16 protein-coding genes, 2 tRNA genes and 3 rRNA genes are annotated in these 22,631 nt (G+C 56.9%); 7 read left to right on the top strand and 14 right to left on the bottom strand.

Annotated features, from left to right (window positions below):
- Positions 1-64: 64 nt before the first annotated feature.
- The 5 genes from RHM68_RS15060 to RHM68_RS15040 form a co-directional block, all read right to left on the bottom strand.
- Positions 65-1,324, bottom strand: a complete 1,260-nt coding sequence (locus tag RHM68_RS15060) for an FAD/NAD(P)-binding oxidoreductase (RefSeq protein ID WP_322216053.1) — start codon at positions 1,322-1,324, stop codon at positions 65-67.
- Positions 1,321-1,557, bottom strand: a complete 237-nt coding sequence (locus RHM68_RS15055) for a 2Fe-2S iron-sulfur cluster-binding protein (RefSeq protein ID WP_322216051.1) — start codon at positions 1,555-1,557, stop codon at positions 1,321-1,323. Before RHM68_RS15055 ends, RHM68_RS15060 begins: the two co-directional genes overlap by 4 nt.
- Complete coding sequence (locus tag RHM68_RS15050) at positions 1,550-2,665, bottom strand: FAD-dependent oxidoreductase (protein WP_322223809.1); 1,116 nt, start codon at positions 2,663-2,665, stop codon at positions 1,550-1,552. The genes RHM68_RS15055 and RHM68_RS15050 overlap by 8 nt, the downstream gene beginning before the upstream one ends.
- A complete protein-coding gene (locus tag RHM68_RS15045; RefSeq protein ID WP_322216049.1) occupies positions 2,662-3,594 on the bottom strand; it encodes a 4-hydroxyproline epimerase in 933 nt (310 codons plus the stop codon). The genes RHM68_RS15050 and RHM68_RS15045 overlap by 4 nt, the downstream gene beginning before the upstream one ends.
- Before the next feature lie 121 nt (positions 3,595-3,715).
- Positions 3,716-4,387 carry a GntR family transcriptional regulator gene (locus RHM68_RS15040; protein WP_322216047.1) on the bottom strand — a complete coding sequence of 224 codons (672 nt, stop codon included), beginning with the start codon at positions 4,385-4,387 and terminating at the stop codon, positions 3,716-3,718.
- A 754-nt stretch (positions 4,388-5,141) separates the two neighbouring features.
- Between RHM68_RS15040 and RHM68_RS15035 the strand changes: the two genes are divergently transcribed.
- The 5 genes from RHM68_RS15035 to rrf all read left to right on the top strand — a co-directional run bounded on the left by RHM68_RS15035 (position 5,142) and on the right by rrf (position 10,358).
- Positions 5,142-6,680: ribosomal RNA gene (locus tag RHM68_RS15035) — 16S ribosomal RNA — on the top strand.
- Between the two features lie 83 nt (positions 6,681-6,763).
- Positions 6,764-6,840, top strand: a tRNA-Ile gene (locus RHM68_RS15030).
- A gap of 30 nt (positions 6,841-6,870) precedes the next feature.
- Positions 6,871-6,946 (top strand) — tRNA-Ala (locus tag RHM68_RS15025).
- 236 nt (positions 6,947-7,182) lie between these two features.
- Positions 7,183-10,074 (top strand): 23S ribosomal RNA (locus tag RHM68_RS15020).
- A 168-nt stretch (positions 10,075-10,242) separates the two neighbouring features.
- Positions 10,243-10,358: ribosomal RNA gene (gene rrf / locus RHM68_RS15015) — 5S ribosomal RNA — on the top strand.
- Together the 16S, 23S and 5S rRNA genes with 2 tRNA genes alongside form the textbook arrangement of a ribosomal RNA operon.
- Positions 10,359-10,459: 101 nt before the next feature.
- Here rrf and RHM68_RS15010 read toward each other — a convergent pair.
- A complete protein-coding gene (locus RHM68_RS15010) occupies positions 10,460-10,894 on the bottom strand; it encodes a hypothetical protein (RefSeq protein WP_322216044.1) in 435 nt (144 codons plus the stop codon).
- 72 nt (positions 10,895-10,966) lie between these two features.
- Between RHM68_RS15010 and RHM68_RS15005 the strand changes: the two genes are divergently transcribed.
- Positions 10,967-12,183, top strand: a protein-coding gene (locus RHM68_RS15005; protein ID WP_322216042.1) for an IS3 family transposase whose coding sequence is annotated in 2 segments (ribosomal slippage) — positions 10,967-11,312 and positions 11,312-12,183 — 1,218 coding nt in all. Because the reading frame shifts where the segments join, the coding sequence is not laid out codon by codon here.
- Here RHM68_RS15005 and RHM68_RS15000 read toward each other — a convergent pair.
- Positions 12,155-12,550, bottom strand: coding sequence for a hypothetical protein (locus RHM68_RS15000; RefSeq protein ID WP_322216037.1), 396 nt, complete (start codon positions 12,548-12,550; stop codon positions 12,155-12,157). The two genes, RHM68_RS15005 and RHM68_RS15000, sit on opposite strands and share 29 nt — an antisense overlap.
- A gap of 444 nt (positions 12,551-12,994) precedes the next feature.
- Here RHM68_RS15000 and RHM68_RS14995 point away from each other — a divergent pair, with 444 nt between their 5' ends.
- Positions 12,995-14,809, top strand: a complete 1,815-nt coding sequence (locus tag RHM68_RS14995; protein ID WP_322216035.1) for an ABC transporter ATP-binding protein — start codon at positions 12,995-12,997, stop codon at positions 14,807-14,809.
- A 4-nt stretch (positions 14,810-14,813) separates the two neighbouring features.
- On the opposite strand, the gene RHM68_RS14990 is transcribed toward RHM68_RS14995, so the two are convergent.
- The 7 genes from RHM68_RS14990 to RHM68_RS14960 form a co-directional block, all read right to left on the bottom strand.
- Positions 14,814-15,773: an alpha/beta hydrolase gene (locus tag RHM68_RS14990; RefSeq protein WP_322216033.1), complete on the bottom strand. Its 960-nt coding sequence runs from the start codon at positions 15,771-15,773 to the stop codon at positions 14,814-14,816.
- Positions 15,774-15,862: 89 nt separating this feature from the next.
- Positions 15,863-17,728 carry a sensor domain-containing phosphodiesterase gene (locus RHM68_RS14985; protein ID WP_322216031.1) on the bottom strand — a complete coding sequence of 622 codons (1,866 nt, stop codon included), beginning with the start codon at positions 17,726-17,728 and terminating at the stop codon, positions 15,863-15,865.
- 291 nt (positions 17,729-18,019) lie between these two features.
- Positions 18,020-19,018: an NAD(P)H-quinone oxidoreductase gene (locus tag RHM68_RS14980; RefSeq protein ID WP_322216029.1), complete on the bottom strand. Its 999-nt coding sequence runs from the start codon at positions 19,016-19,018 to the stop codon at positions 18,020-18,022.
- A gap of 108 nt (positions 19,019-19,126) precedes the next feature.
- Complete coding sequence (locus RHM68_RS14975) at positions 19,127-19,822, bottom strand: N-acetyltransferase (protein WP_322216027.1); 696 nt, start codon at positions 19,820-19,822, stop codon at positions 19,127-19,129.
- Positions 19,823-19,900: 78 nt separating this feature from the next.
- Entirely contained in the window at positions 19,901-20,692 is a 792-nt protein-coding gene (locus tag RHM68_RS14970; RefSeq protein ID WP_322216024.1) for a ChbG/HpnK family deacetylase, read from the bottom strand.
- Complete coding sequence (locus RHM68_RS14965; protein ID WP_322216022.1) at positions 20,664-21,872, bottom strand: GNAT family N-acetyltransferase; 1,209 nt, start codon at positions 21,870-21,872, stop codon at positions 20,664-20,666. Before RHM68_RS14965 ends, RHM68_RS14970 begins: the two co-directional genes overlap by 29 nt.
- Positions 21,873-21,876: 4 nt before the next feature.
- Positions 21,877-22,566, bottom strand: a complete 690-nt coding sequence (locus RHM68_RS14960; RefSeq protein ID WP_322216019.1) for an N-acetyltransferase — start codon at positions 22,564-22,566, stop codon at positions 21,877-21,879.
- Between the last annotated feature and the right edge of the window lie 65 nt (positions 22,567-22,631).

The raw sequence follows: 22,631 nt of genomic DNA, 5'->3' as shown, positions 1-22,631 counted from the left end.
GGGACTCTGGAGGTGATCTCCAGGATCATAAAGACTCGGTGGCGGCCCCGGAAGCCCCTGGCAATCATTCAGCCTGATGGGTCTCCTCCAGGCACAACAAGGTCTCGATGCGTGCCGGGCTGAAGGGCGGACGGGGGGCCGACGGTTGCCAGCCGAATAAATGTTGCAAGGCTCCGCCGCACACCCGTCCCTGACAGGCTCCCATGCCGCAGCGACTGGCCAGTTTGGCCTCACGCCAGTCGGTTTGGCTGGCCAGTGCCGCATAGGGTACGTCTTCGCAACGGCACACGAGGGTGTCGGCCTGAGCCAGGCGCTTTAGTCGCGGATCGAGGATGAACGCCTGATTCAATGCTTTGGCGAAACGCTGCCAACGTTCTCGTCGAGACCACAGCGCGCGTGCGGCTTGAGTTTTACCGATGGCGGCATGCCCGGCAATCTCCCCTTCGATCAGCGCCAGTTCACTGCCACCGAAGCCGGTACATTCGCCTGCCGCGTAGTGATCGGCAATGCTGCTGGCCTGCCAGGCGTCGACCGCCAGTGCCAAGCCATCGAGATCGTAGCCCAAGGCCTGGCCCAACTCTGTGTTGGGTATCAGACCGAAGCCGCAAGCCAGGCGATCACAAGCCAGTTCGACAATTTTTCCCTGCTGTTGCAGGCGCACGCCCTCCAGGTGTTTATTACCCAGCGCGGCCACTACGTGGCTGCCGGTTCGATACTGGCGGTCGAATAGCGTGAAAGACTGCCTCAGCTTGTCGGGCCAGCGCAGCAGGTTCGCGGCGAATTTGGCGACGGCGGTGGCTGGCGCCTGTTCGGCAATGCGCAGCACACGTGCGCCGTTGTGTTTCGCAGTAGCGGCGCTGGCCAGGAGCAACGGCCCGCTGCCGGCGATCACCACTCGTTCGTTCTGCACCGGCACACCACCTTTGATCAGCGCTTGCAGGCCGCCGACGCCGGTCACTCCGGGCAGCGTCCAGCCGGGAAAGGGCAGCAGCAACTCACGGGCTCCGGTGCATAGAATCAGTTTCTCGTAACCGATCACCCAGCCACGATCAGTGTCTTCGACCAGCAGTTGTTTCGGTCCGGCGCAGGCGATCACTCGTGTGACGGCATGGTGCTGGACGTTGCGGCAGGCCGCCAGTCGCTCTCGCAGATGATGGGCCTGATGCGGCAGGCTGGCCCGTGGCCCGGCGCGCCAGATTTGTCCACCCGGCAACGGGTTATCGTCGAGCAGGATGATACGGGCACCGCTTGGTGCTGCGGCAAGTGCCGCGGCCATGCCGGCGGGGCCGGCACCGATGATCAGCAGGTCGGCATATTCACTCATGTGTGGGTCTCCACCTGCATGCCATCACGGCACAGGGTTTGGCAGGCCAAGCGTCGCTGGCCGTTGATGGTCACCCGGCACTCCTGGCAAATGCCCATTCCGCACAGCGGCGCCCGACGCTGGCCGCTGACCGAGGTCCGACTGCAACCGTCACCGGCCAATGCCAGTGCCGCCGCGACACTGGTACCTTCGATAACACTCAAAGAGCGGCCGTCCAGCATCAATTCAGGCATAAGCAGGCGCTCCCAAAAAGCGTTGTGGCAGATAAGGTTGGGGGGCTAGCGGTGGCGTTTCGTTGAACAGTTGCGCGACCAACAGGTCGGCGGTGCCGGTGGCGGTGGTGACCCCCAGTCCCTCGTGTCCGACCGCAAGCCATAAGCCTTTGCACTGTGGGTGCTGACCCACCAGCGGTAGCCCATCGGGGCTCGCGGCGCGAAAACCGGTCCAGGCGCGGATACCATTGAGCTGCGCCAGGCCCGGCATATAGGACGTCGCGCGCCTGAGCATTTTGGCAAGCATCCAGCCTTCGACTTGCGGGTCGAGGGTGCCGAATTGCCGTGAGGCGCCGATGAACAGTTGCCCGGTCGGCCGAGGCTGGATGTTGCACGCCGTCGAAGGGCCGCTCGCGTTGTGGGCGCTGGTGACGTACCCGAGTTCCACGAGCGTGTGGGTGACTTTCCCCGGATAACGGTCGGTGATCAGCAAGTGGCCCTTTTTGGGTTCTATCGGCAATTCAGGGCACAGCTCGTTGGCCTGAATTCCGTTGGCCAGCACCACCGCTTCGGCGTTCAACCATTGACCGTCGTCTAGCCGCACGCGGTGACCATCGACCTCACTGACCCGCGCACGACGCTGGTGGATGTTGGGTATGTCGAGCATCCAGCGGGCCGTTGCCGGCGCATAGAGAATGCCGTCGCCATTGATCAAGAGCCCGCCCTCCAGACCCTCGCGCAGCTCGGGTTCACGTTCACGTAGCGCGCGGCTGGCTATCAACTCGCAGGCCACGCCTTGGGCTTGCAAATTTATATATTTATGGTGGGCGACGGCCATTTCTTCGGCGTTAGCCGCTAGCCACAGCGTACCGTTGCTGCGGTAGGCGCAACCCTCGGGCAAGGCCGGTGCCAGTTCGCGCCAGCGCTGCAGAGAGTATTGACTCAGGGCCAGTTCTGCCGGGTTGTCGTCGAGAACCAACAGGTGACCCATGCCGGCGGCCGTCGCGCCGGGCAGGCCGGCGTCCAGGACGAGAACGCGCATGCCGCGCCGGGCCAGCGACCGGGCACAGGCAGCCCCGATGATGCCGGCGCCAATGACGATCACATCGGCTGCCAGGCCTTCGGTCAAGGTCGAATGCCCCAAGCGAAGGGATCGTCCTGTTCGATGATCAGCGTGGCTTCCGCGCTGATAAAGGCTCGGCCGCGAATTGTCGGCACGATGCGCTCGCCCTGTACCTCATAAGAGCCCTCGAACTCGCTGCCGATGACACTGGCTTGACGCCAGATCTGTCCCGGCTGCAATTTATCGTCGGCCGCCAGGCAGGCCAGCTTGGCACTGGTGCCCGTGCCGCAGGGGGAGCGGTCGTAGGCTTTGCCGGGGCAGAGGACAAAGTTGCGGCTGTCAGCGTGTTCGTCATCGGCGAACAATTCGACATGATCGATCAGCCCGCCGTCTTCACCGCGAACACCTTGGGTGTCCAGAGCCTGCTGCACCGCGTAGGCATAGGCAGTCAATGCTTCGAGATTGTCGTTGTTAATTTGCAGGCCGTGGTCGGCGACCAGGAAGAACCAGTTACCCCCCCAAGCGATATCACCGACCACTTGCCCGACGTTGTGTACTTGCAGCTTTAGCGCCTTGCGGTAACGGTAAGCCGGCACGTTGCGCACGCTGACCGAATGGTCTTCGTGCAAAGTAGCCTGCACCGTGCCTACCGGCGTTTCGATGTTATGCACGCCGGGGCCAATCCTGCCCAGATGGGCCAGCGACGCGACCAAGCCGATGGTGCCGTGGCCGCACATGCCGAGGTAACCGCTATTGTTGAAGAAAATGACGCCAGCACAGGCACTGGGGTCAACTGGCTCGCACAGTAGCGCACCGACCAGCACATCACTGCCGCGTGGTTCGAGCACACAGGTGGCGCGCCATTGGTCATGATGCTCGGCCAGTTGCTGTCGACGTTCGGCCATGTTGCCTATGCCCAGATCGGGAAATCCGGCAGTGACGAGGCGGGTGGGTTCGCCGCCAGTGTGGGAATCAATCACGGTGATGCGTTTCATGGAAGGGCCACGTCCGTTCAGATGAGTAAACGAAAGAGTGGACCGCGCAAGGACGTTCCGGCTTGAGGGTTTTATCCAGCGCTGATGACGAAATCAGCACAGCGTGTCATTCCGTCAATCTTCAGTGGCTGTGGGGAAGGTGTTCGAACAAAGTCTTGCAGACGCCGGCGATATGGGAGTCGAGCAACTTCACGGCAACGTCAACGTCACCGGTACGACACGCAGCCAGAATCTCTCTGTGTTCGTGATCTGCGCGCTCTTTGCCAGCCGAGAGGCTCATCTGCATACGCAAGTAACGCTCCAGCTTGTCGTTGACCGAACGGATCAGGCTGACTAAAAACGGCCGTTGTGCCGGCTCGTAGAGACAGGCGTGCAGTTCCCAGTTGAGCTCGGCCCAGCGACCCACGTCATCTTCGCCAATAAATTCCTGGCAGATGCGCTCAGCGCGAGCGAAGGTTTCTTCGGTCATGTTGGGAATGGCCAAGCGCAACACTTTATCTTCGAGCAGCATCCGAACTTCAAACATCTGTGCCAGTTCGGCATCGGACACGCGTGTGACCATCGCTCCGCGATTACGCTGGAACATCACCAGCCCCTCAGCCTCCAGACGCTTGAGGGCTTCGCGCACTGGAATCTTGCTGACGTTGAATTGGCGAGCGATGTCGTCCTGTCGAATCGGTTCATCCTCTGCGAAATGTCCGGCGACGATAGCGTCGCGTAGATGGCGAGTGATGATTTCCGAAGTCGAAGGTGTATTGCCTAAATCTGGGGCGTTGAGTTTTCGTTGAGTCACGATGGCAGTCGTTCGGAATGAGTTGGGGAGATGGTATACGATTTTGCCTTGGTGTTCCTTCGGCTATAAATTGCGGTCACTCTACGATAGGAGCCGCTGTGAATATGCCGTTGCGATGCCTTCTATAATAGAAGACACGGTTTTGTTCTTATATATAGAGCCAGTGAGGCCGTTTTCCGGCCTTCTGCACGTTATTGATAGAAAAGCGTAATTAGGTGTTGACGGCAGATTCTGGAAGTCTATAATTCGCCCCACTTCCGGCGCAGTCGAAACGGAAAACTCCTTGGTAAACAAAGAGTTATGTAGGTTTCGACAGCGAGCTGCTTCAGATTATCGAAGCCCAGAAGGAGTTGATAAGGCAGTGTGTTTTAGCCTTATAAACGATTCGATCTTCTCGATCGAAAGCGGAGAAAAAGAGGTGTTGACAGCAGCGAGTAACGCTGTAGAATTCGCCTCCCGCTAACGAGAGATCGAAAGCGCAAGTGGTTGAAGTTGCAGAGGAAACTTTGAAACTTCTTAAAATAACCGCTTGACAGTAACAGGGGCTGCTGTAGAATGCGCGCCTCGGTTGAGACGAAAGATCTTAACCACCCGCTCTTTAACAACTGAATCAAGCAATTCGTGTGGGTGCTTGTGGAGTCAGACTGATAGTCAACAAGATTATCAGCATCACAAGTTACTCCGCGAGAAATCAAAGATGTAACCAACGATTGCTGAGCCAAGTTTAGGGTTTCTTAAAAACCCAAAGATGTTTGAACTGAAGAGTTTGATCATGGCTCAGATTGAACGCTGGCGGCAGGCCTAACACATGCAAGTCGAGCGGCAGCACGGGTACTTGTACCTGGTGGCGAGCGGCGGACGGGTGAGTAATGCCTAGGAATCTGCCTGGTAGTGGGGGATAACGCTCGGAAACGGACGCTAATACCGCATACGTCCTACGGGAGAAAGCAGGGGACCTTCGGGCCTTGCGCTATCAGATGAGCCTAGGTCGGATTAGCTAGTTGGTGAGGTAACGGCTCACCAAGGCGACGATCCGTAACTGGTCTGAGAGGATGATCAGTCACACTGGAACTGAGACACGGTCCAGACTCCTACGGGAGGCAGCAGTGGGGAATATTGGACAATGGGCGAAAGCCTGATCCAGCCATGCCGCGTGTGTGAAGAAGGTCTTCGGATTGTAAAGCACTTTAAGTTGGGAGGAAGGGCATTAACCTAATACGTTAGTGTTTTGACGTTACCGACAGAATAAGCACCGGCTAACTCTGTGCCAGCAGCCGCGGTAATACAGAGGGTGCAAGCGTTAATCGGAATTACTGGGCGTAAAGCGCGCGTAGGTGGTTCGTTAAGTTGGATGTGAAATCCCCGGGCTCAACCTGGGAACTGCATTCAAAACTGTCGAGCTAGAGTATGGTAGAGGGTGGTGGAATTTCCTGTGTAGCGGTGAAATGCGTAGATATAGGAAGGAACACCAGTGGCGAAGGCGACCACCTGGACTAATACTGACACTGAGGTGCGAAAGCGTGGGGAGCAAACAGGATTAGATACCCTGGTAGTCCACGCCGTAAACGATGTCAACTAGCCGTTGGGAGCCTTGAGCTCTTAGTGGCGCAGCTAACGCATTAAGTTGACCGCCTGGGGAGTACGGCCGCAAGGTTAAAACTCAAATGAATTGACGGGGGCCCGCACAAGCGGTGGAGCATGTGGTTTAATTCGAAGCAACGCGAAGAACCTTACCAGGCCTTGACATCCAATGAACTTTCTAGAGATAGATTGGTGCCTTCGGGAACATTGAGACAGGTGCTGCATGGCTGTCGTCAGCTCGTGTCGTGAGATGTTGGGTTAAGTCCCGTAACGAGCGCAACCCTTGTCCTTAGTTACCAGCACGTAATGGTGGGCACTCTAAGGAGACTGCCGGTGACAAACCGGAGGAAGGTGGGGATGACGTCAAGTCATCATGGCCCTTACGGCCTGGGCTACACACGTGCTACAATGGTCGGTACAGAGGGTTGCCAAGCCGCGAGGTGGAGCTAATCCCAGAAAACCGATCGTAGTCCGGATCGCAGTCTGCAACTCGACTGCGTGAAGTCGGAATCGCTAGTAATCGCGAATCAGAATGTCGCGGTGAATACGTTCCCGGGCCTTGTACACACCGCCCGTCACACCATGGGAGTGGGTTGCACCAGAAGTAGCTAGTCTAACCTTCGGGAGGACGGTTACCACGGTGTGATTCATGACTGGGGTGAAGTCGTAACAAGGTAGCCGTAGGGGAACCTGCGGCTGGATCACCTCCTTAATCGACGACATCAGCTGCTCCATAAGTTCCCACACGAATTGCTTGATTCATTGAAGAAGACGATTTAGAAGCAGCCCGAAATTGGGTCTGTAGCTCAGTTGGTTAGAGCGCACCCCTGATAAGGGTGAGGTCGGCAGTTCGAATCTGCCCAGACCCACCAATTTTGTGTGGGAAACGCCTGTAGAGATACGGGGCCATAGCTCAGCTGGGAGAGCGCCTGCCTTGCACGCAGGAGGTCAACGGTTCGATCCCGTTTGGCTCCACCACTTACTGCTTCTGTATTGTAAAGCTTAGAAATGAGCATTCCATTGTTAAGATGGTGAATGTTGATTTCTAGTCTTTGATTAGATCGTTCTTTAAAAATTTGGGTATGTGATAGAAAGATAGACTGGACGTTACTTTCACTGGTAACGGATCAGGCTAAGGTAAAATTTGTGAGTTAAATTGCGAATTTTCGGCGAATGTCGTCTTCACAGTATAACCAGATTGCTTGGGGTTATATGGTCAAGTGAAGAAGCGCATACGGTGGATGCCTTGGCAGTCAGAGGCGATGAAAGACGTGGTAGCCTGCGAAAAGCTTCGGGGAGTCGGCAAACAGACTTTGATCCGGAGATGTCTGAATGGGGGAACCCAGCCATCATAAGATGGTTATCTTAAGCTGAATACATAGGCTTAAGAGGCGAACCAGGGGAACTGAAACATCTAAGTACCCTGAGGAAAAGAAATCAACCGAGATTCCCTTAGTAGTGGCGAGCGAACGGGCACTAGCCCTTAAGTGGCTTTGAGATTAGCGGAACGTTCTGGAAAGTACGGCCATAGTGGGTGATAGCCCTGTACGCGAAAATCTCTTAGTCATGAAATCGAGTAGGACGGAGCACGAGAAACTTTGTCTGAATATGGGGGGACCATCCTCCAAGGCTAAATACTACTGACTGACCGATAGTGAACTAGTACCGTGAGGGAAAGGCGAAAAGAACCCCGGAGAGGGGAGTGAAATAGATCCTGAAACCGTATGCGTACAAGCAGTGGGAGCCCACTTTGTTGGGTGACTGCGTACCTTTTGTATAATGGGTCAGCGACTTATTTTCAGTGGCGAGCTTAACCGAATAGGGGAGGCGTAGCGAAAGCGAGTCTTAATAGGGCGTCTAGTCGCTGGGAATAGACCCGAAACCGGGCGATCTATCCATGGGCAGGTTGAAGGTTGGGTAACACTAACTGGAGGACCGAACCGACTACCGTTGAAAAGTTAGCGGATGACCTGTGGATCGGAGTGAAAGGCTAATCAAGCTCGGAGATAGCTGGTTCTCCTCGAAAGCTATTTAGGTAGCGCCTCATGTATCACTGTAGGGGGTAGAGCACTGTTTCGGCTAGGGGGTCATCCCGACTTACCAAACCGATGCAAACTCCGAATACCTACAAGTGCCGAGCATGGGAGACACACGGCGGGTGCTAACGTCCGTCGTGAAAAGGGAAACAACCCAGACCGTCAGCTAAGGTCCCAAAGTTATGGTTAAGTGGGAAACGATGTGGGAAGGCTTAGACAGCTAGGAGGTTGGCTTAGAAGCAGCCACCCTTTAAAGAAAGCGTAATAGCTCACTAGTCGAGTCGGCCTGCGCGGAAGATGTAACGGGGCTCAAACCATACACCGAAGCTACGGGTATCACTTAGGTGATGCGGTAGAGGAGCGTTCTGTAAGCCTGTGAAGGTGAGTTGAGAAGCTTGCTGGAGGTATCAGAAGTGCGAATGCTGACATGAGTAACGACAATGGGTGTGAAAAACACCCACGCCGAAAGACCAAGGTTTCCTGCGCAACGTTAATCGACGCAGGGTTAGTCGGTCCCTAAGGCGAGGCTGAAAAGCGTAGTCGATGGAAAACAGGTTAATATTCCTGTACTTCTGGTTATTGCGATGGAGGGACGGAGAAGGCTAGGCCAGCTTGGCGTTGGTTGTCCAAGTTTAAGGTGGTAGGCTGGAATCTTAGGTAAATCCGGGATTCTAAGGCCGAGAGCTGATGACGAGTTGTCTTTTAGACGACGAAGTGGTTGATGCCATGCTTCCAAGAAAAGCTTCTAAGCTTCAGGTAACCAGGAACCGTACCCCAAACCGACACAGGTGGTTGGGTAGAGAATACCAAGGCGCTTGAGAGAACTCGGGTGAAGGAACTAGGCAAAATGGCACCGTAACTTCGGGAGAAGGTGCGCCGGTGAGGGTGAAGCATTTACTGCGTAAGCCCATGCCGGTCGAAGATACCAGGCCGCTGCGACTGTTTATTAAAAACACAGCACTCTGCAAACACGAAAGTGGACGTATAGGGTGTGACGCCTGCCCGGTGCCGGAAGGTTAATTGATGGGGTTAGCTAACGCGAAGCTCTTGATCGAAGCCCCGGTAAACGGCGGCCGTAACTATAACGGTCCTAAGGTAGCGAAATTCCTTGTCGGGTAAGTTCCGACCTGCACGAATGGCGTAACGATGGCGGCGCTGTCTCCACCCGAGACTCAGTGAAATTGAAATCGCTGTGAAGATGCAGTGTATCCGCGGCTAGACGGAAAGACCCCGTGAACCTTTACTATAGCTTTGCACTGGACTTTGAATTTGCTTGTGTAGGATAGGTGGGAGGCTTTGAAGCGTGGACGCCAGTTCGCGTGGAGCCAACCTTGAAATACCACCCTGGCAACTTTGAGGTTCTAACTCAGGTCCGTTATCCGGATCGAGGACAGTGTATGGTGGGTAGTTTGACTGGGGCGGTCTCCTCCTAAAGAGTAACGGAGGAGTACGAAGGTGCGCTCAGACCGGTCGGAAATCGGTCGTAGAGTATAAAGGCAAAAGCGCGCTTGACTGCGAGACAGACACGTCGAGCAGGTACGAAAGTAGGTCTTAGTGATCCGGTGGTTCTGTATGGAAGGGCCATCGCTCAACGGATAAAAGGTACTCCGGGGATAACAGGCTGATACCGCCCAAGAGTTCATATCGACGGCGGTGTTTGGCACCTCGATGTCGGCTCATCACATCCTGGGGCTGAAGCCGGTCCCAAGGGTATGGCTGTTCGCCATTTAAAGTGGTACGCGAGCTGGGTTTAGAACGTCGTGAGACAGTTCGGTCCCTATCTGCCGTGGACGTTTGAGATTTGAGAGGGGCTGCTCCTAGTACGAGAGGACCGGAGTGGACGAACCTCTGGTGTTCCGGTTGTCACGCCAGTGGCATTGCCGGGTAGCTATGTTCGGAATAGATAACCGCTGAAAGCATCTAAGCGGGAAACTAGCCTCAAGATGAGATCTCACTGGGACCTTGAGTCCCCTGAAGGGCCGTCGAAGACTACGACGTTGATAGGTTGGGTGTGTAAGCGCTGTGAGGCGTTGAGCTAACCAATACTAATTGCCCGTGAGGCTTGACCATATAACACCCAAGCAATTTGCAGGCTTTGAGCCCAAGGGCGAAAGAGCACCAGATTGCGGTGTGTGAAGACGACACAAGTCGAAAGTTTGCGATCAAACACACAAATCTATTACATACCCATTCGCTGGCGTGTTACCCGTAAGGGCTGACGCACTGGCTACCGAATTTCTTGACGACCATAGAGCATTGGAACCACCTGATCCCATCCCGAACTCAGTAGTGAAACGATGCATCGCCGATGGTAGTGTGGGGTTTCCCCATGTGAGAGTAGGTCATCGTCAAGATTAAATTCCGAAACCCCTATCTGCTTATGCAGGTAGGGGTTTTGTTTTTGCGCCCAGGAAAGTTCCAATGGCAGGCTGTTGTTAAAGTCCCGATACGCGATTTACTGCCCAAGTCGCATCAACGTATGTCGCATTGGCTCAAGCGACACGCTGATAAACCCATCCAGCGGCCGATTTAGCTCCTCAACCAACAGAATTGTCGCGGCTGTCGATAACGCACACATCATTAATACCACCACAATCGTGCCGTTGCGGGGTGCGAACAAACCAAACGATCCAAAGATAATTGCCAACCAGCTCACCACAATCACCAGCATCACGGGTGGTATCGACTGGTTGGCCTGCAGTAGTGTCAACCAGCGTGCAGCGAATACAGTGTCCATCATCTGTAACGCAGAAGCTTTGAGTACACTTTGGCTATCCGTAGTGGGGACCAGCGCTGACACCTGATGTTGCAGCGCTTCAGAACGACCGATTGCCTCTGGGCTATCAAGCGTTTGCAATCTGCTTTCATCGTGAGAGGCAAGTAGTTGCACGATGGACGAGCCCCCTGAAAGACAGGACACCGTTTCCCCCTTAACATAAGGGATAGGCAAACGACTGTGTATATGACTAATAGAAACGATAAGGGTGGGGAGCTTTTGGGTCAGGAGCGGCGTCGCCGCTGGAGCCCGGAGCAAAAACTGGCCATGGTTCGCGAGAGCCTGCAACCGGGGCAAAGCGTCTCGGTGGTGGCTCGACAGAATGGCGTGAATGCCAACCAGTTGTTTCAGTGGCGCAAGCTCTATCAGAGCGGCAGTCTCTCGGCTGTCAGTGCTGGGGAGAGCGTGGTGCCCGCTTCCGAGCTGGCCGATGCGCTCAAGCAGATCCGCGAGCTACAGCGCATGCTTGGCAAGAAAACCATGCAGGTCGAGATCCTTCAGGAAGCTGTGGAGATTGCTCGGTCGCGAAAATGGATTGCGCACTCACCCTTGTTGCCGGGGGACGACCAGTGAAGCTGATCAGTGAAAGTCTCGGTGTAGCGCGCTCGCAATTGACGGTTCGACTCAACCCAAATGCTCAGGTCGAGCGGCGTCGCCCTGCGCTGGACGATGCCGCACTGGTCGAAGAAATTCAGGCTGAAGTGAGTGAACTGCCCAGCTACGGGTACCGCCGTGTGTGGGGGTTGCTGCGTCGTCGGCGTGAAAAGCAGAGTCAGGCGCCGATCAACGTCAAGCGGGTTTATCGCGTCATGCGCGATCATCAGTTGCTGCTGGAGCGACGGATTAAACAACCGGGTGTGGCACGCCGTCACGAAGGCCGAATTGCCGTGGCCACCAGCGATACCCGGTGGTGCTCGGACGGGTTTGAGTTTCGCTGTGATGATAACGCCAAGCTGAGCGTGACCTTTGCCCTGGACTGCTGCGACCGCGAAGCCATCGGTTGGGTGGCCAGCCCGACCGGGTACAGCGGCGACGATATCCGTGATCTGATGCTGGAGGCGGTGGAAAAACGCTTCGGTGAAGAGGCGCCTGCCACCCCGGTGCAATGGCTGAGCGACAATGGCTCGGCCTACATCGCTGAACAGACACGCCAGTTTGCCCGACAGATCGGTTTGCAACCGGTGACCACACCGGTGCGTAGCCCGCAGAGCAACGGCATGGCCGAGAGCTTCGTCAAAACGATGAAACGCGACTACGTCGCGCACATGCCCAAACCTGACCGGGAAACAGCCTTGCGTAACCTGACGATTGCCTTTGAGCATTACAACGAGGAGCATCCGCACAGCGCGCTGAAATACCGTTCACCACGGGAGTTTAGGCGTTTGGCAGCGGCATCAATTTAACGGGGTGCAGGTGTCCGGTTTGATAGGGGCCAGTCCACACGACTTCAGCGTAATTGTGTTTGAGCTGTGTGCGAATTTCTTGTGTTTCCATGCCGTAGCGCGCCAGCAGACGGTCGAACTCGACTACCTTGGCGGCGGCTCCCTGTACCTCGGCATTGGTCGTGTCGAATGTACCTTTGGCTGAAGACACAAGAAGCCCCAGGACCAGAGCTGACAACGTTGCTATCAGGCCGGTGGCGAGCTTCAGGACGGCGACAGACTCATCGCTCAAGTGTTGCGAAGGTAAACGCTGACGTACATAGGAGCCCAGTAGCGCGCTGCCGGAAAGACAGAGAAATACGATCAGTGCGATCACCAAGTGATTCATTCAACCTCCGTTGACGCTGTCTTCGGGGGACGACCTTTACGGGCACTTGATGACGATGCCTTTAGGGGTTCAGCCGTCGATGGTGTGTATGTCGTGGGTCCAAATGTCTTGTGCGAGCATCGTAATTTCCTCCGAAAAAACAGGCGACTGTAGTGTGTTTGTTGACAGTAGCAGAGGGTCCGAGAGTTGCCAGATCGCTTGGACTTTTGAGCCCGATCTCGGTGTGTCGATGATGCTGATCTTAATCTACTAACGAACGTGGATACCGTGGTCGCCGTGCTGGTCGAAAGCGTACTATTGGCCGCGAGTCTGCAGCCGGCCGGGCCTTTTTCCTCTGCCGCAACGGGTAATGGCATTGTTGTTTTTTACTATTCGAACGATGAGGAGACACGTTCATATGCGGGAAATGGGTTCAGCGATTGCCTACTGCAAAGAGCGTGTTGAATGAGTCCGGCACTAAATCGTTTCGCCTCGTTGCTCGACCAGGCTCGACGCGCCCTGCTATTGGTTTGGGGAACGTCCCGTGGGCTATTTCTGGGGTTGGTGCTGGCGACGCTGATTGCCGGGGTACTGCCGGCGCTGGCGGCATGGCTGGGACAGCGGATTGTCGATGCAGTTGTCGCTGCCATGCAACTCCACGCTCAGCAGGGCAGTGCGCCCTTGTGGCCGGTTGTACGTTACGTTTTGTTTGAGGCTGGCGTACTTGCCTTGCTGTCGGGGACTCAGCGGGCGTTGTCGGTCCAGCAGTCGTTGTTGCGGGTGCAACTGGGGCAGAAAGTAAACACGATGATTCTGGAGAAGGCCCAGACGTTGTCGCTGGTGCAGTTCGAAAACTCCGAATTTTACGACAAACTGGTACGAGTGCGACGCGAAGCCTCGACCCGCCCGCTGGCGTTGGTGATGAAGTCACTCGGACTGATCCAGAACCTGATCGTATTGATCAGTTTCGGCGTGCTGCTGGTGCATTTTTCGCCATGGGCACTGTTGCTGTTGGTGGTCGGAGCCTTGCCGGTATTTTTCGCCGAAGCGCATTTTTCCGGGGATGCTTTCCGACTGTTTACCCGCCGGGCTCCGGAGAGTCGACAGCAAAGTTACATTGAGACGCTGCTGTCGCATGAGGGCTATATCAAGGAGGTCAAACTGTTCGGCTTCGCACCGTTGCTGTTGAGGCGTTACCGCGAGACATTTGCCCGTCTCTACGCCGAAGATCGCCGACTGACGTTACGCCGCGATGGTTGGGGGTTCCTGCTAGGCCTGCTGGGCACCGGTGCGTTTTATCTGGCATACGCTTGGGTGGTAGTTGATACCGTTCACGGCAGCATTAGCTTGGGGCAGATGACCATGTACCTGGTGCTGTTCAAACAGGGCCAGACCGCCGTGAGCAGTAGCCTTAGCGCGATCAGCGGTCTTTACGAGGATGGCCTTTACCTGTCGAGTCTCTATGAATACCTGGCCGAACCTGTGGTGACCGACACCGGCCACCTGACAGTGGGCGTGCTGCCAGGTGATGGTCTGCGTTTCGAGAACGTCGGTTTTCGTTATCCGGGGGCAAGTCGCGCCGCGCTGCAGGGCATCGACCTGCACCTGGTGCCCGGCCAGAGTGTCGCGCTGGTGGGTGAGAATGGTTCGGGCAAAACGACGTTGATCAAATTATTGACACGACTTTACCGTCCCGATCACGGGCGCATTTTACTAGATGGCAGCGATCTGCAAGCGTGGGAAGACGATGCGCTGAGACGGCGTATTGGCGTGATTTTTCAGGATTACATCCGTTACCAATTCTCGGTCGGCGAGAACATAGGCGTCGGCGATACCTTGGCTTTCGACGATGAACAGCGCTGGAAGGAAGCTGCTGCAGAAGGCATGGCTGCGTCGTTCATCGAAGGACTCGACCGTGGTTATGCCACGCAGTTGGGACGATGGTTTGCCGGTGGCCAAGAGCTGTCGGGTGGGCAATGGCAGAAGATCGCTTTATCGCGCGCCTACATGCGCCGTAACGCCGATATCCTGATTCTGGACGAGCCGACTTCGGCCCTTGACCCTGCTGCGGAAGCTGCGGTGTTCGAACACTTCAGTCAGCACACACAAGGACGCATGACGTTGCTGATTTCCCATCGTTTTTCCAGCGTGCGCAATGCTGATCACATCATTGTGCTGGACCAGGGTTCGATTCTGGAGCGGGGAAGTCACGACAGTTTGGTGGCAGCAGGCGGGCGTTATGCGCAGTTGTTCGATTTACAGGCTCGCGGTTATCGCTAAAGTGTTATGAGTCCTGAGCCCCGTGAACCAAGGTAGGACCGGCAATCCGCGCGGGCGGTTTGGACCTCATCAACGCCTCCAGCGCTTGACGATACTGCGTGCCCCCTAGGCTCATGCTGTTGTTGTGTGTGCCGCCGGGCACCAATAGCAGACGTTTGGGTTCGCTGGCGGCATTGAATAACTGCTCGCTGAAACGCGCAGGCATGAACGTATCAGCCAGACCGTGGACCACCAGCAGCGGCATGTCGATGTCGATGATCTTGTCGATGGAGTCGAATTTCTGCGACAGCAGCCAGCGAACCGGCAGCCCGTTCACCGGAAGGTTGTCGTCGGCCACAGCCGCTACGGCATCGGCCAACGAGGTAAACGTAGACTCGATGATCAGACCGCGAACGGGTATCGCGGTGTGTTCCTTTTTCGCCTGCGTGGCCAGGTCTGCCGCGAGGTCGATGGCTACGGCGCCACCAAGGGAGTGTCCATAGATGAGACGTTTGTTGGCATTCGGTTGCATGACCGTGAAACGCTCCCAGGCGGCTCGGGCATCTTCGTAGACACTGGCTTCCGATGGCAGCTCCCCTTTGCTTTGGCCAAACCCCCGGTAGTCGATGGCCAGCACCGAATAGCCCATGGCCCGCAATTGTTCGATGCGGAATGCTTGGCCGGTCAGGTTCCAACGCACACCGTGGAGGTAGAGGATTGACGGGGCATCCACGCGTGTGGCCGGCCACCACCAGGCATGCAGGGTTTGCCCGGCCTTGAAGCCGGCAGGTTTGATGTCGAACTCTTCAACGTCCTGAGGTAAACCGTGATACCAGCCCGCTGTGCCCGGTTCGATACGAAACAGCAATTGGCGCTCTTTGTATTTGAGCTCTGCACAACCCACCGGTAAGCCGATCAATAGCGCCGCCATGCACAGCAACGCCACCCAGCGTCGGCCCACGCGGTTCAGCAAAATAGGCAACATGCGGCGGTCCAGACAGTCAGCGATAAAGCACGGGTTTTAACAGATACGTCCCGTGCTTGGTGATTATTTCGACGGAGTGCGGTGTTGGCTCACCCGGCCACTCGGTGCCGCTCGTCTCCCAGCAAGGCTGTTGACGACTCTGCCAGAATGAGAGCCAACGACTCAGCCTCCACCGGCTTCGTGTCGGACATACCAGGCAGTAGAAAGCGTCCGTTCCTACCTCGTGCCGCGAATTCGGCCTGCGTCATCGGCTTAGCGAAAAAGTAGCCTTGTGCTTCGTGACTTCCATATTGGGTAATCAGCGCCAAGCACTGATAGTCCTCGATGCCCTCAGCCACTGTTCGATAACCCAAGTCCTTGGCCAATTGCAGAATAGACCGCGCGATGATCTGGTTGCGCGGGCTGCGTGGCAGGTCGGTAACGATCGATTTATCGAGTTTGATCACGTTTGCAGGAATTTCGTGCAGGTAGGCAAAGTTGCTGTAACCGGTTCCGAAATCATCGATGGCCACGTCCATACCCAGATCCCGCAACCCTTTGAGTTGCTTGATCACTTGAGGATTAGCGCGTATCCATTCGCCTTCGGTAATCTCGATTTCCAGGCGCTCTGGCGCTACACCAAAACGCTTGCAGGCCAGTTTGAGGATTTCGCCAATGTCCTGATCGTTGAAATCCTTGGGTGACAGGTTGAGCGAAACCCGGCAATCGATTTCTTCCCAGAGCGCCATCGCGCTCAGGGTCTGGTCAATCACCCAGTGCGTCACGCGTTGGATCAGCCCGTTGCGCTCCAACACGGGAATGAACTCCGCGGGTGACACCTGACCCAGTTCCGGATGATTCCAGCGCAGCAACGCTTCGGCGCTGACTTGGCGACCATCGAGCAGGTTAAAGCGCGGTTGAAACACCAGGTACATCTGCCCCGTCGCCAATGCGCGGTCGACGTCTTGGGCCAAAGTGAACGCACGACGCCAGGCGAAATCCCGGGCGGCGTCGTACAGTGCCCAATGCGTATTGGCTTCGCAGGCTGATTCAACGGCGTGCATGGCTTTACGCAGCAGGTCGGCATGTGACAGTGGGTCGTGTTCAAAAATCACCATGCCGGCCCGTGGAGAAGGGCTGGTCGAGGTGCCGTCCGATTGAGTCGTGCGTCGCAGTCGATCGATGAGCTGATGAACGAACAGCTCGTAGTCAGGCATGGCGGCGGGCAGCATGAAACAGAACTGTCGTTCGTTGACGTGGTAGGCGCGGCTGATCCCTGAGAGGCTTTTTTTTAAGAGCTTGGCGATGTCGAGGATGATCGATTGCGTCGCGCCAGTGCCTACCGCCAGGGTCAGGTCATGCCCGCGATGAGAGTCGAGCGCATCGATTAATACCAGCACCCGTTGCTCGGTGTCGGTTTGAATACCCAAGTCATTGAGGTCGGCAAAAAACTGTCGCTGGTTAGGCAGGCCACTGACGGCATCATGGCAATCGGTGAGTTGCCGTTGTTCGATTTGTGCCATCACCATCTCTGCCAGGTCCAGCAACACCAGGCGTTGATCTTCGCTCAGTTGCTTGGGTTCCTTGTCGATGATGCACAAGCTACCGATGGCGTGTCCGGCCCGGGTTCGAAGTGGCGCGCCTGCGTAAAAGCGAATGCCGTCCTGCGCTGTCACCAGGGGGTTGGCAAAAAAACGCAAGTCCAGAGAAGCGTCATAGACCTGGAAGACACCCTTATTGCAGATGGTGTAAGCGCAGAAAGACTGATCGATAGGCGTTTCATCCTTGTCGAAGCCAATTTTTACCTTGAACCACTGTCGGTCACGCTCCACCAGCGAAATCAGCACCGTCGGTACTTTAAAATAGGCAGCCGCCAACCGGCAGATGCGATCAAAGTTCTCTGACTCTGCTGTTTTGAGCCATTCCAGGGCTTGTACCGCGTCCAGACGATGTTTTTCTGAAGGATGGCTTTGCATGGTGTTCTCCTGGAGCGGATGCGGCAGTTCATAGCCTGAGACGCACGGGCTGGATGTTCAATGTGCTGCGCCGAATTGGCCTGGCGTGTCCGTTCAGATCCAGGTAATACAGTTGGGCTGGATGATGGCGTAATGATATAGATGATGTTACGTGCTATGAGTGTTCCTATACATAAAAAATTCTATGTACAAGAAAATTTATTTCTATTGGGGACGGTTTGCACCAGCCTCCACTGAGGAAATGGTCGGGTTCTCGTCTTGAAAACCCGATCAACGGCGCGGTGATGACTCTCAGTCCATGCGCAGCACGATTTTGCCGATATGGTCGCCGCCTTCCATTCGGGCATGAGCCTGCGACGCATCGGTGAATGGGTAAACCTTGTCGATTATCGGCAGGCAGCGCCCCGCGGCGAGCACCGGCCACACGTATTCGTGCAACTGCTCAGCGATCGCGGTTTTTTCAGCGGCAGTACGCGAACGCATCAGTGAGCCGGTAATCGTCGCGCGTTTGCCCAGGATCGCCAACAAGTCAACGTCTTTGGCGTGAGCGCCGCCCAGAAACCCCAGCATGACCAGCCGACCTTCCATGCCAAGGGCTGCGATGTTCGGGTTCAGGTACGAACCGCCCATGATGTCAAGAATGACATTGACACCTTTGCCAGCGGTTTTTTCCTGGATGACCTGTGCGAAGTCCTGATCGCGGTAGTTGATCGCTTCCGCGCCGAGGTTGCGGATCGCCGCGCACTTTTCCTCGCTGCCCGCCGTCGCGAACGCCTTGATGCCGAACTCGCGGCACAACATCAGTGCGGTGGTGCCGATGCCGCTGGTTCCGCCATGGATTAACGCCCGCTGGCCCTTGCTGGCGCCTCCGATGTCGAACAGGTTGGCCCAGACGGTGAAGAAAGTTTCCGGAACCGCCGCCGCCTGCACGTAATCCATGCCCTCGGGAATCGACAGTGTCTGGCCGGCGGGTGCAACGCAATATTGCGCGTATCCGCCGCCGTTGGTCAGCGCACAAACCTTGTCGCCCACGGCAAAGTCGCAGGGTCCAGCTCCCACCGCTACCACTTCACCCGCGACTTCAAGCCCAGGGATGGGACTCATGCCGGGTTTCATTGGGTAGTTGCCGGCGCGTTGTATTACGTCCGGACGGTTGACCCCGGCCGCCTGCACGCGAATCAACACTTCACCGGGGCCTGGGGTGGGCACTGGCACCTGACGCGGTTTTAGTACCTCCGGGCCACCGGGTTCGGTGATTTCGATCAGTGTCATGGTGTGGGGCAGATTCATTTCGGCTACCTGTTATGAAGGGGATCAGTCAGTAGGATCGCATCAATGTAGGAATGATTCAGTTCGATGCTGCCTCGAGCCACATGCGCCTGATAGCCAACTTGATGCCTAGGCCTCTGCCGCCGCCGAAGCGGGCACCGTTCTCCCTGGTTTTCGCAGGGCGTCCAAGCGCGACCCTTGGTAATGGGTGTCGCGGTAGAAGCGCCAGCGCCCAAGCAGGCCATAGACGTGAGTCACGCGCCCCTGCTCGTGGTACCCCATGCGAATGTGCAGTTTCATTGCCGGGATGTTACGGGTATCGCACACGTCCACTACGGTGTTGCAACCCTGTGCCTGCATGGCTTGCCAGAGATTAACCTGCACGTCTACCGACAGGCTGGTGCCAAAGTAGGGCCGGGCCATTTCGCCACCGAACTCGAAAAACTGCCCCGGCTTGACCGGGAACCAACAACCGAAATAGTGCCGGTCGTGGTAGTCACGCACGCTGCCCCAGATGAACGCGACGGCGTGGCCTTCTGCGTTCAGGTACATGTGCCCGGTGTGACCCTCGGCGGCGAGTTCGGCCATGGTGGCGACGCGATCACCGAAGTGTTTGCCGAAAGCGCCGGCGTTGTCCGCGGTGATGGTCACCTGACGAACGCCGCTGTAAGGCCGAAGCTTGTGCGGTGGCACCGGGCTGACGAGGTCGCGCTCCATCCACAACAGTTCCCAGTGGAAGAACACATAACGCTTCCAGAACGCCTTGAACAGGCTGCTCACGCCCCTTTGCCTGATTCGCTCGCGCAGTTTACCGATGACGCTCATGAAACCTCCTTAGCCAACGCCAGGGTGTGGTGAGTGCTGCTGTTGGGAAATAAGCATTAAGTTTGCGACGCGGGTCACTTATTGGCGTGCGGTGGCACCCGTCGGCGCACCCCTGCTCACCACGGTGTAAGACACGCGCGCTACGCCTTCAAGACGTTGCGCAAGCAACTGCGTGAGGGACTCGCCGGGGTTGAGATAGGCGTCGCCGAAATCGGCGCCAAGCTGATAGGGGTGGGCGACGATTTCCAGCAGGCCATCGGTCGGTATTGACACGCTACGAAGATCCACCGGTGTGCAAACATAGTCCGCCGAGGCCCCGGCCAACTGATGCAAGCGATGATTGAGTAAGCCCTTGAATACGCGCTTGGGCAGGTTCAGGTTATGCCCCAGGTTACGTGCCAATCGCACCGCCACCCCTTGGCGCGCGGCGAAGCGCGCAACGATTTCGCCGATGGGCCAGATATTGTGTACGTGCTGGTGGGAATCAATGTGGCTGGGGCGCACGCCATGGTTCAGACAGCGTTGCCATTGCGCTTGGAGTTCGTCCAGCACCGCCTCCCGATCGAGGCGGTTGAGCCAAAGACTGTATCGCGGCAGGTTGAGGTCAAATTCGCCGAGGCTGTCGCAAAACGTCGCGCGCCCGAGAATGCCCTGACTCAACGGCCGTCCATACGTGAGGTTGAAATGCAGGCCGATACGTCCTTCGAGCAGCGGGTGCCGGGCCATCACGCAGGCCGCTTCGAACGCGGGCATGTTAGCCATGGCAGTGGCGGAACTGATGACCCCGGCCTGAAATGCGCCAAAGATCACGGCGTTTTCATTGGCACTGAGACCAAAATCGTCAGCGTTGACTATGACGTGGTGAGGCATGTTTGCCCTCCATGGTTTTTTCGATGTGCGCAGTGGCCTTGACCCCAGGCTCGCGCGCAGTAGCGATGGTCGCCGCTGCACGCTGGTCCCTGTGTTTTTGCAGCGTGGGTTTGAGCGTTTGCCAGAGACGCAGCGCCAACCCCAGCACCAAGCCACTGAATCGCCAGGAATAGAAACTCCAGCGCCAGTGCTCCAACTGCCCGGTCATGCGCTCGTTGAGTTGATGGCTGGAGTTTTTCAGGCTGACACGCGACGCATCGATCCAGCGCCAGTTGTCATCCAGGCCCCAGCGAATCCACTCGTCGAGCAGCACCCGACCGCTGCCCAGATCGGCGTATTGCGGGAGGAACGCCAGGTTGTAGTCGTACAGCCGGCCCTGTTCCAGCAGTCCCAGACGATAGCTGATGCAGCGACCGTCGAGTTCCAATACCACTGCGCGCACCCACCCTTGAGCGGCGAGGGCGGTGAAGGCGTGATCCATCCATTCTCGGTGGCGCTCGTCGGCGAAAATTCCGACGCCTTCATCACCTTTCCAACTGACGGCCTCAACGTCGCCAAGGATTTTTAACAATGGGCCCATGGTGGTGGCGTCCGGCGTGATCCGCCGAATCCGTGCCCCACAGGCGTCGATCCGTTTGCGTGCGCGGCGCAGCTTATAGCGTGGGTCACCCGAGACTTCCTGACGATCGGCGTCGCTGATCAGGTGTACCGGCACCTTACAACTCAGGCGCCGTTCGCCGGTAGAACTGTGGCTCATCCATGCGCTCAGGGCACTTTTTTCGCCAGCCGGCTCGCACAGTTCGTTGAGTTGGAGCAACGCGTGGGGCAGTCGATGACGGATCAACCCCAGTGCTTTGCGGACCTCGCCGGGGTCGAGACGCGCAAGCAAGGCCAAGCGATCGGCCAAGGGATAACCGAGGTGACGCACGACCCGAAATGGCCATTTGGCGAAGCGCTCCACTGCCGTTACCAGCGGCAGGCATAGCACCAGTTCGTCGCCTTGCCAACCGAGTAGCACGTGCAAGTGTTGCTCGGGTGTCAGCGCCTGTTCGCTGGCGCGTAGCCAGGCCAGGGTGTTGAACGGCGTAGCATCCGTCACCCGCAGGCGCAGGGTTTCATAGGCCTGCGCCGCAAAGTCCGGGGCGCACAGCGAGGTGCGCCATTCGAATCGGGTCACCATTAAGTCAGGTCGCCGATGCTGGCACGGCTGGCCGCGACGGTTTGCGCAAAGCATCCAGACGCGAGCCGCTGTAACGGGTTTCACGGTAGAAACGCCAGCGTCCGAACAACCCGTACACATTCATGATCCTTCCCTGTTCGGTATACCCCATGCGCAGGTGCAGTTTGAGCGCCGGGACATTGTGGAACTCGCAGACGTCCACCACTTTGTTGCAGCCTTGGGCTTGCATGGCTTTCCACAGTTCCAGTTGCAGGTCCACCGAGAGCGTGGTGCCCCAGTAGGCCCGGGTCAGTTCGCCGCCGAACTCGAAGAACTCGCCGACTTTCACCGGGAACCAGCAGCCGTAGTAGTGCTTGTCGTGGTAGTTGCGGGCGGCGCCCCAGATGAAGGCGACGGCATCGCCCTGATCGTCCAGGTGCATGTGCCCGGTGTAACCCTCGCGGGCTAACTCGGCCATGGTTTCGACGCGGTCGCCGAAGTAGCGAGCGAACGCCCCGGCGTTTTGCTCGGTGATGGTTTGCCGGCGCAACGGGGGGTAGGGCTTAAGGTTGTGCGGCGGCACCGGGCTGACCAGGTCGCGCTCCATCCATAACAGCTCCCAGTGATAAAACACATAGTGCTTCCACAGGTTATGAACAGTGGCGCGCAGGCCTTTTTGTCTGATGTGATCGCGAAGTTTCAGTAACCCATTCATGACGTTTTCTCCTGACGGCGCTGGCCGTGGATGGAGTGACATAACGCGAGGCCAAGTATTTGATG

The sequence above is a fragment of the Pseudomonas sp. DC1.2 genome, from assembly GCF_034351645.1.
GTDB lineage: Bacteria > Pseudomonadota > Gammaproteobacteria > Pseudomonadales > Pseudomonadaceae > Aquipseudomonas.
The sequence above is the reverse complement of the archived record's forward strand: the minus strand, read 5'-3'. Positions and strand labels throughout refer to the sequence as shown.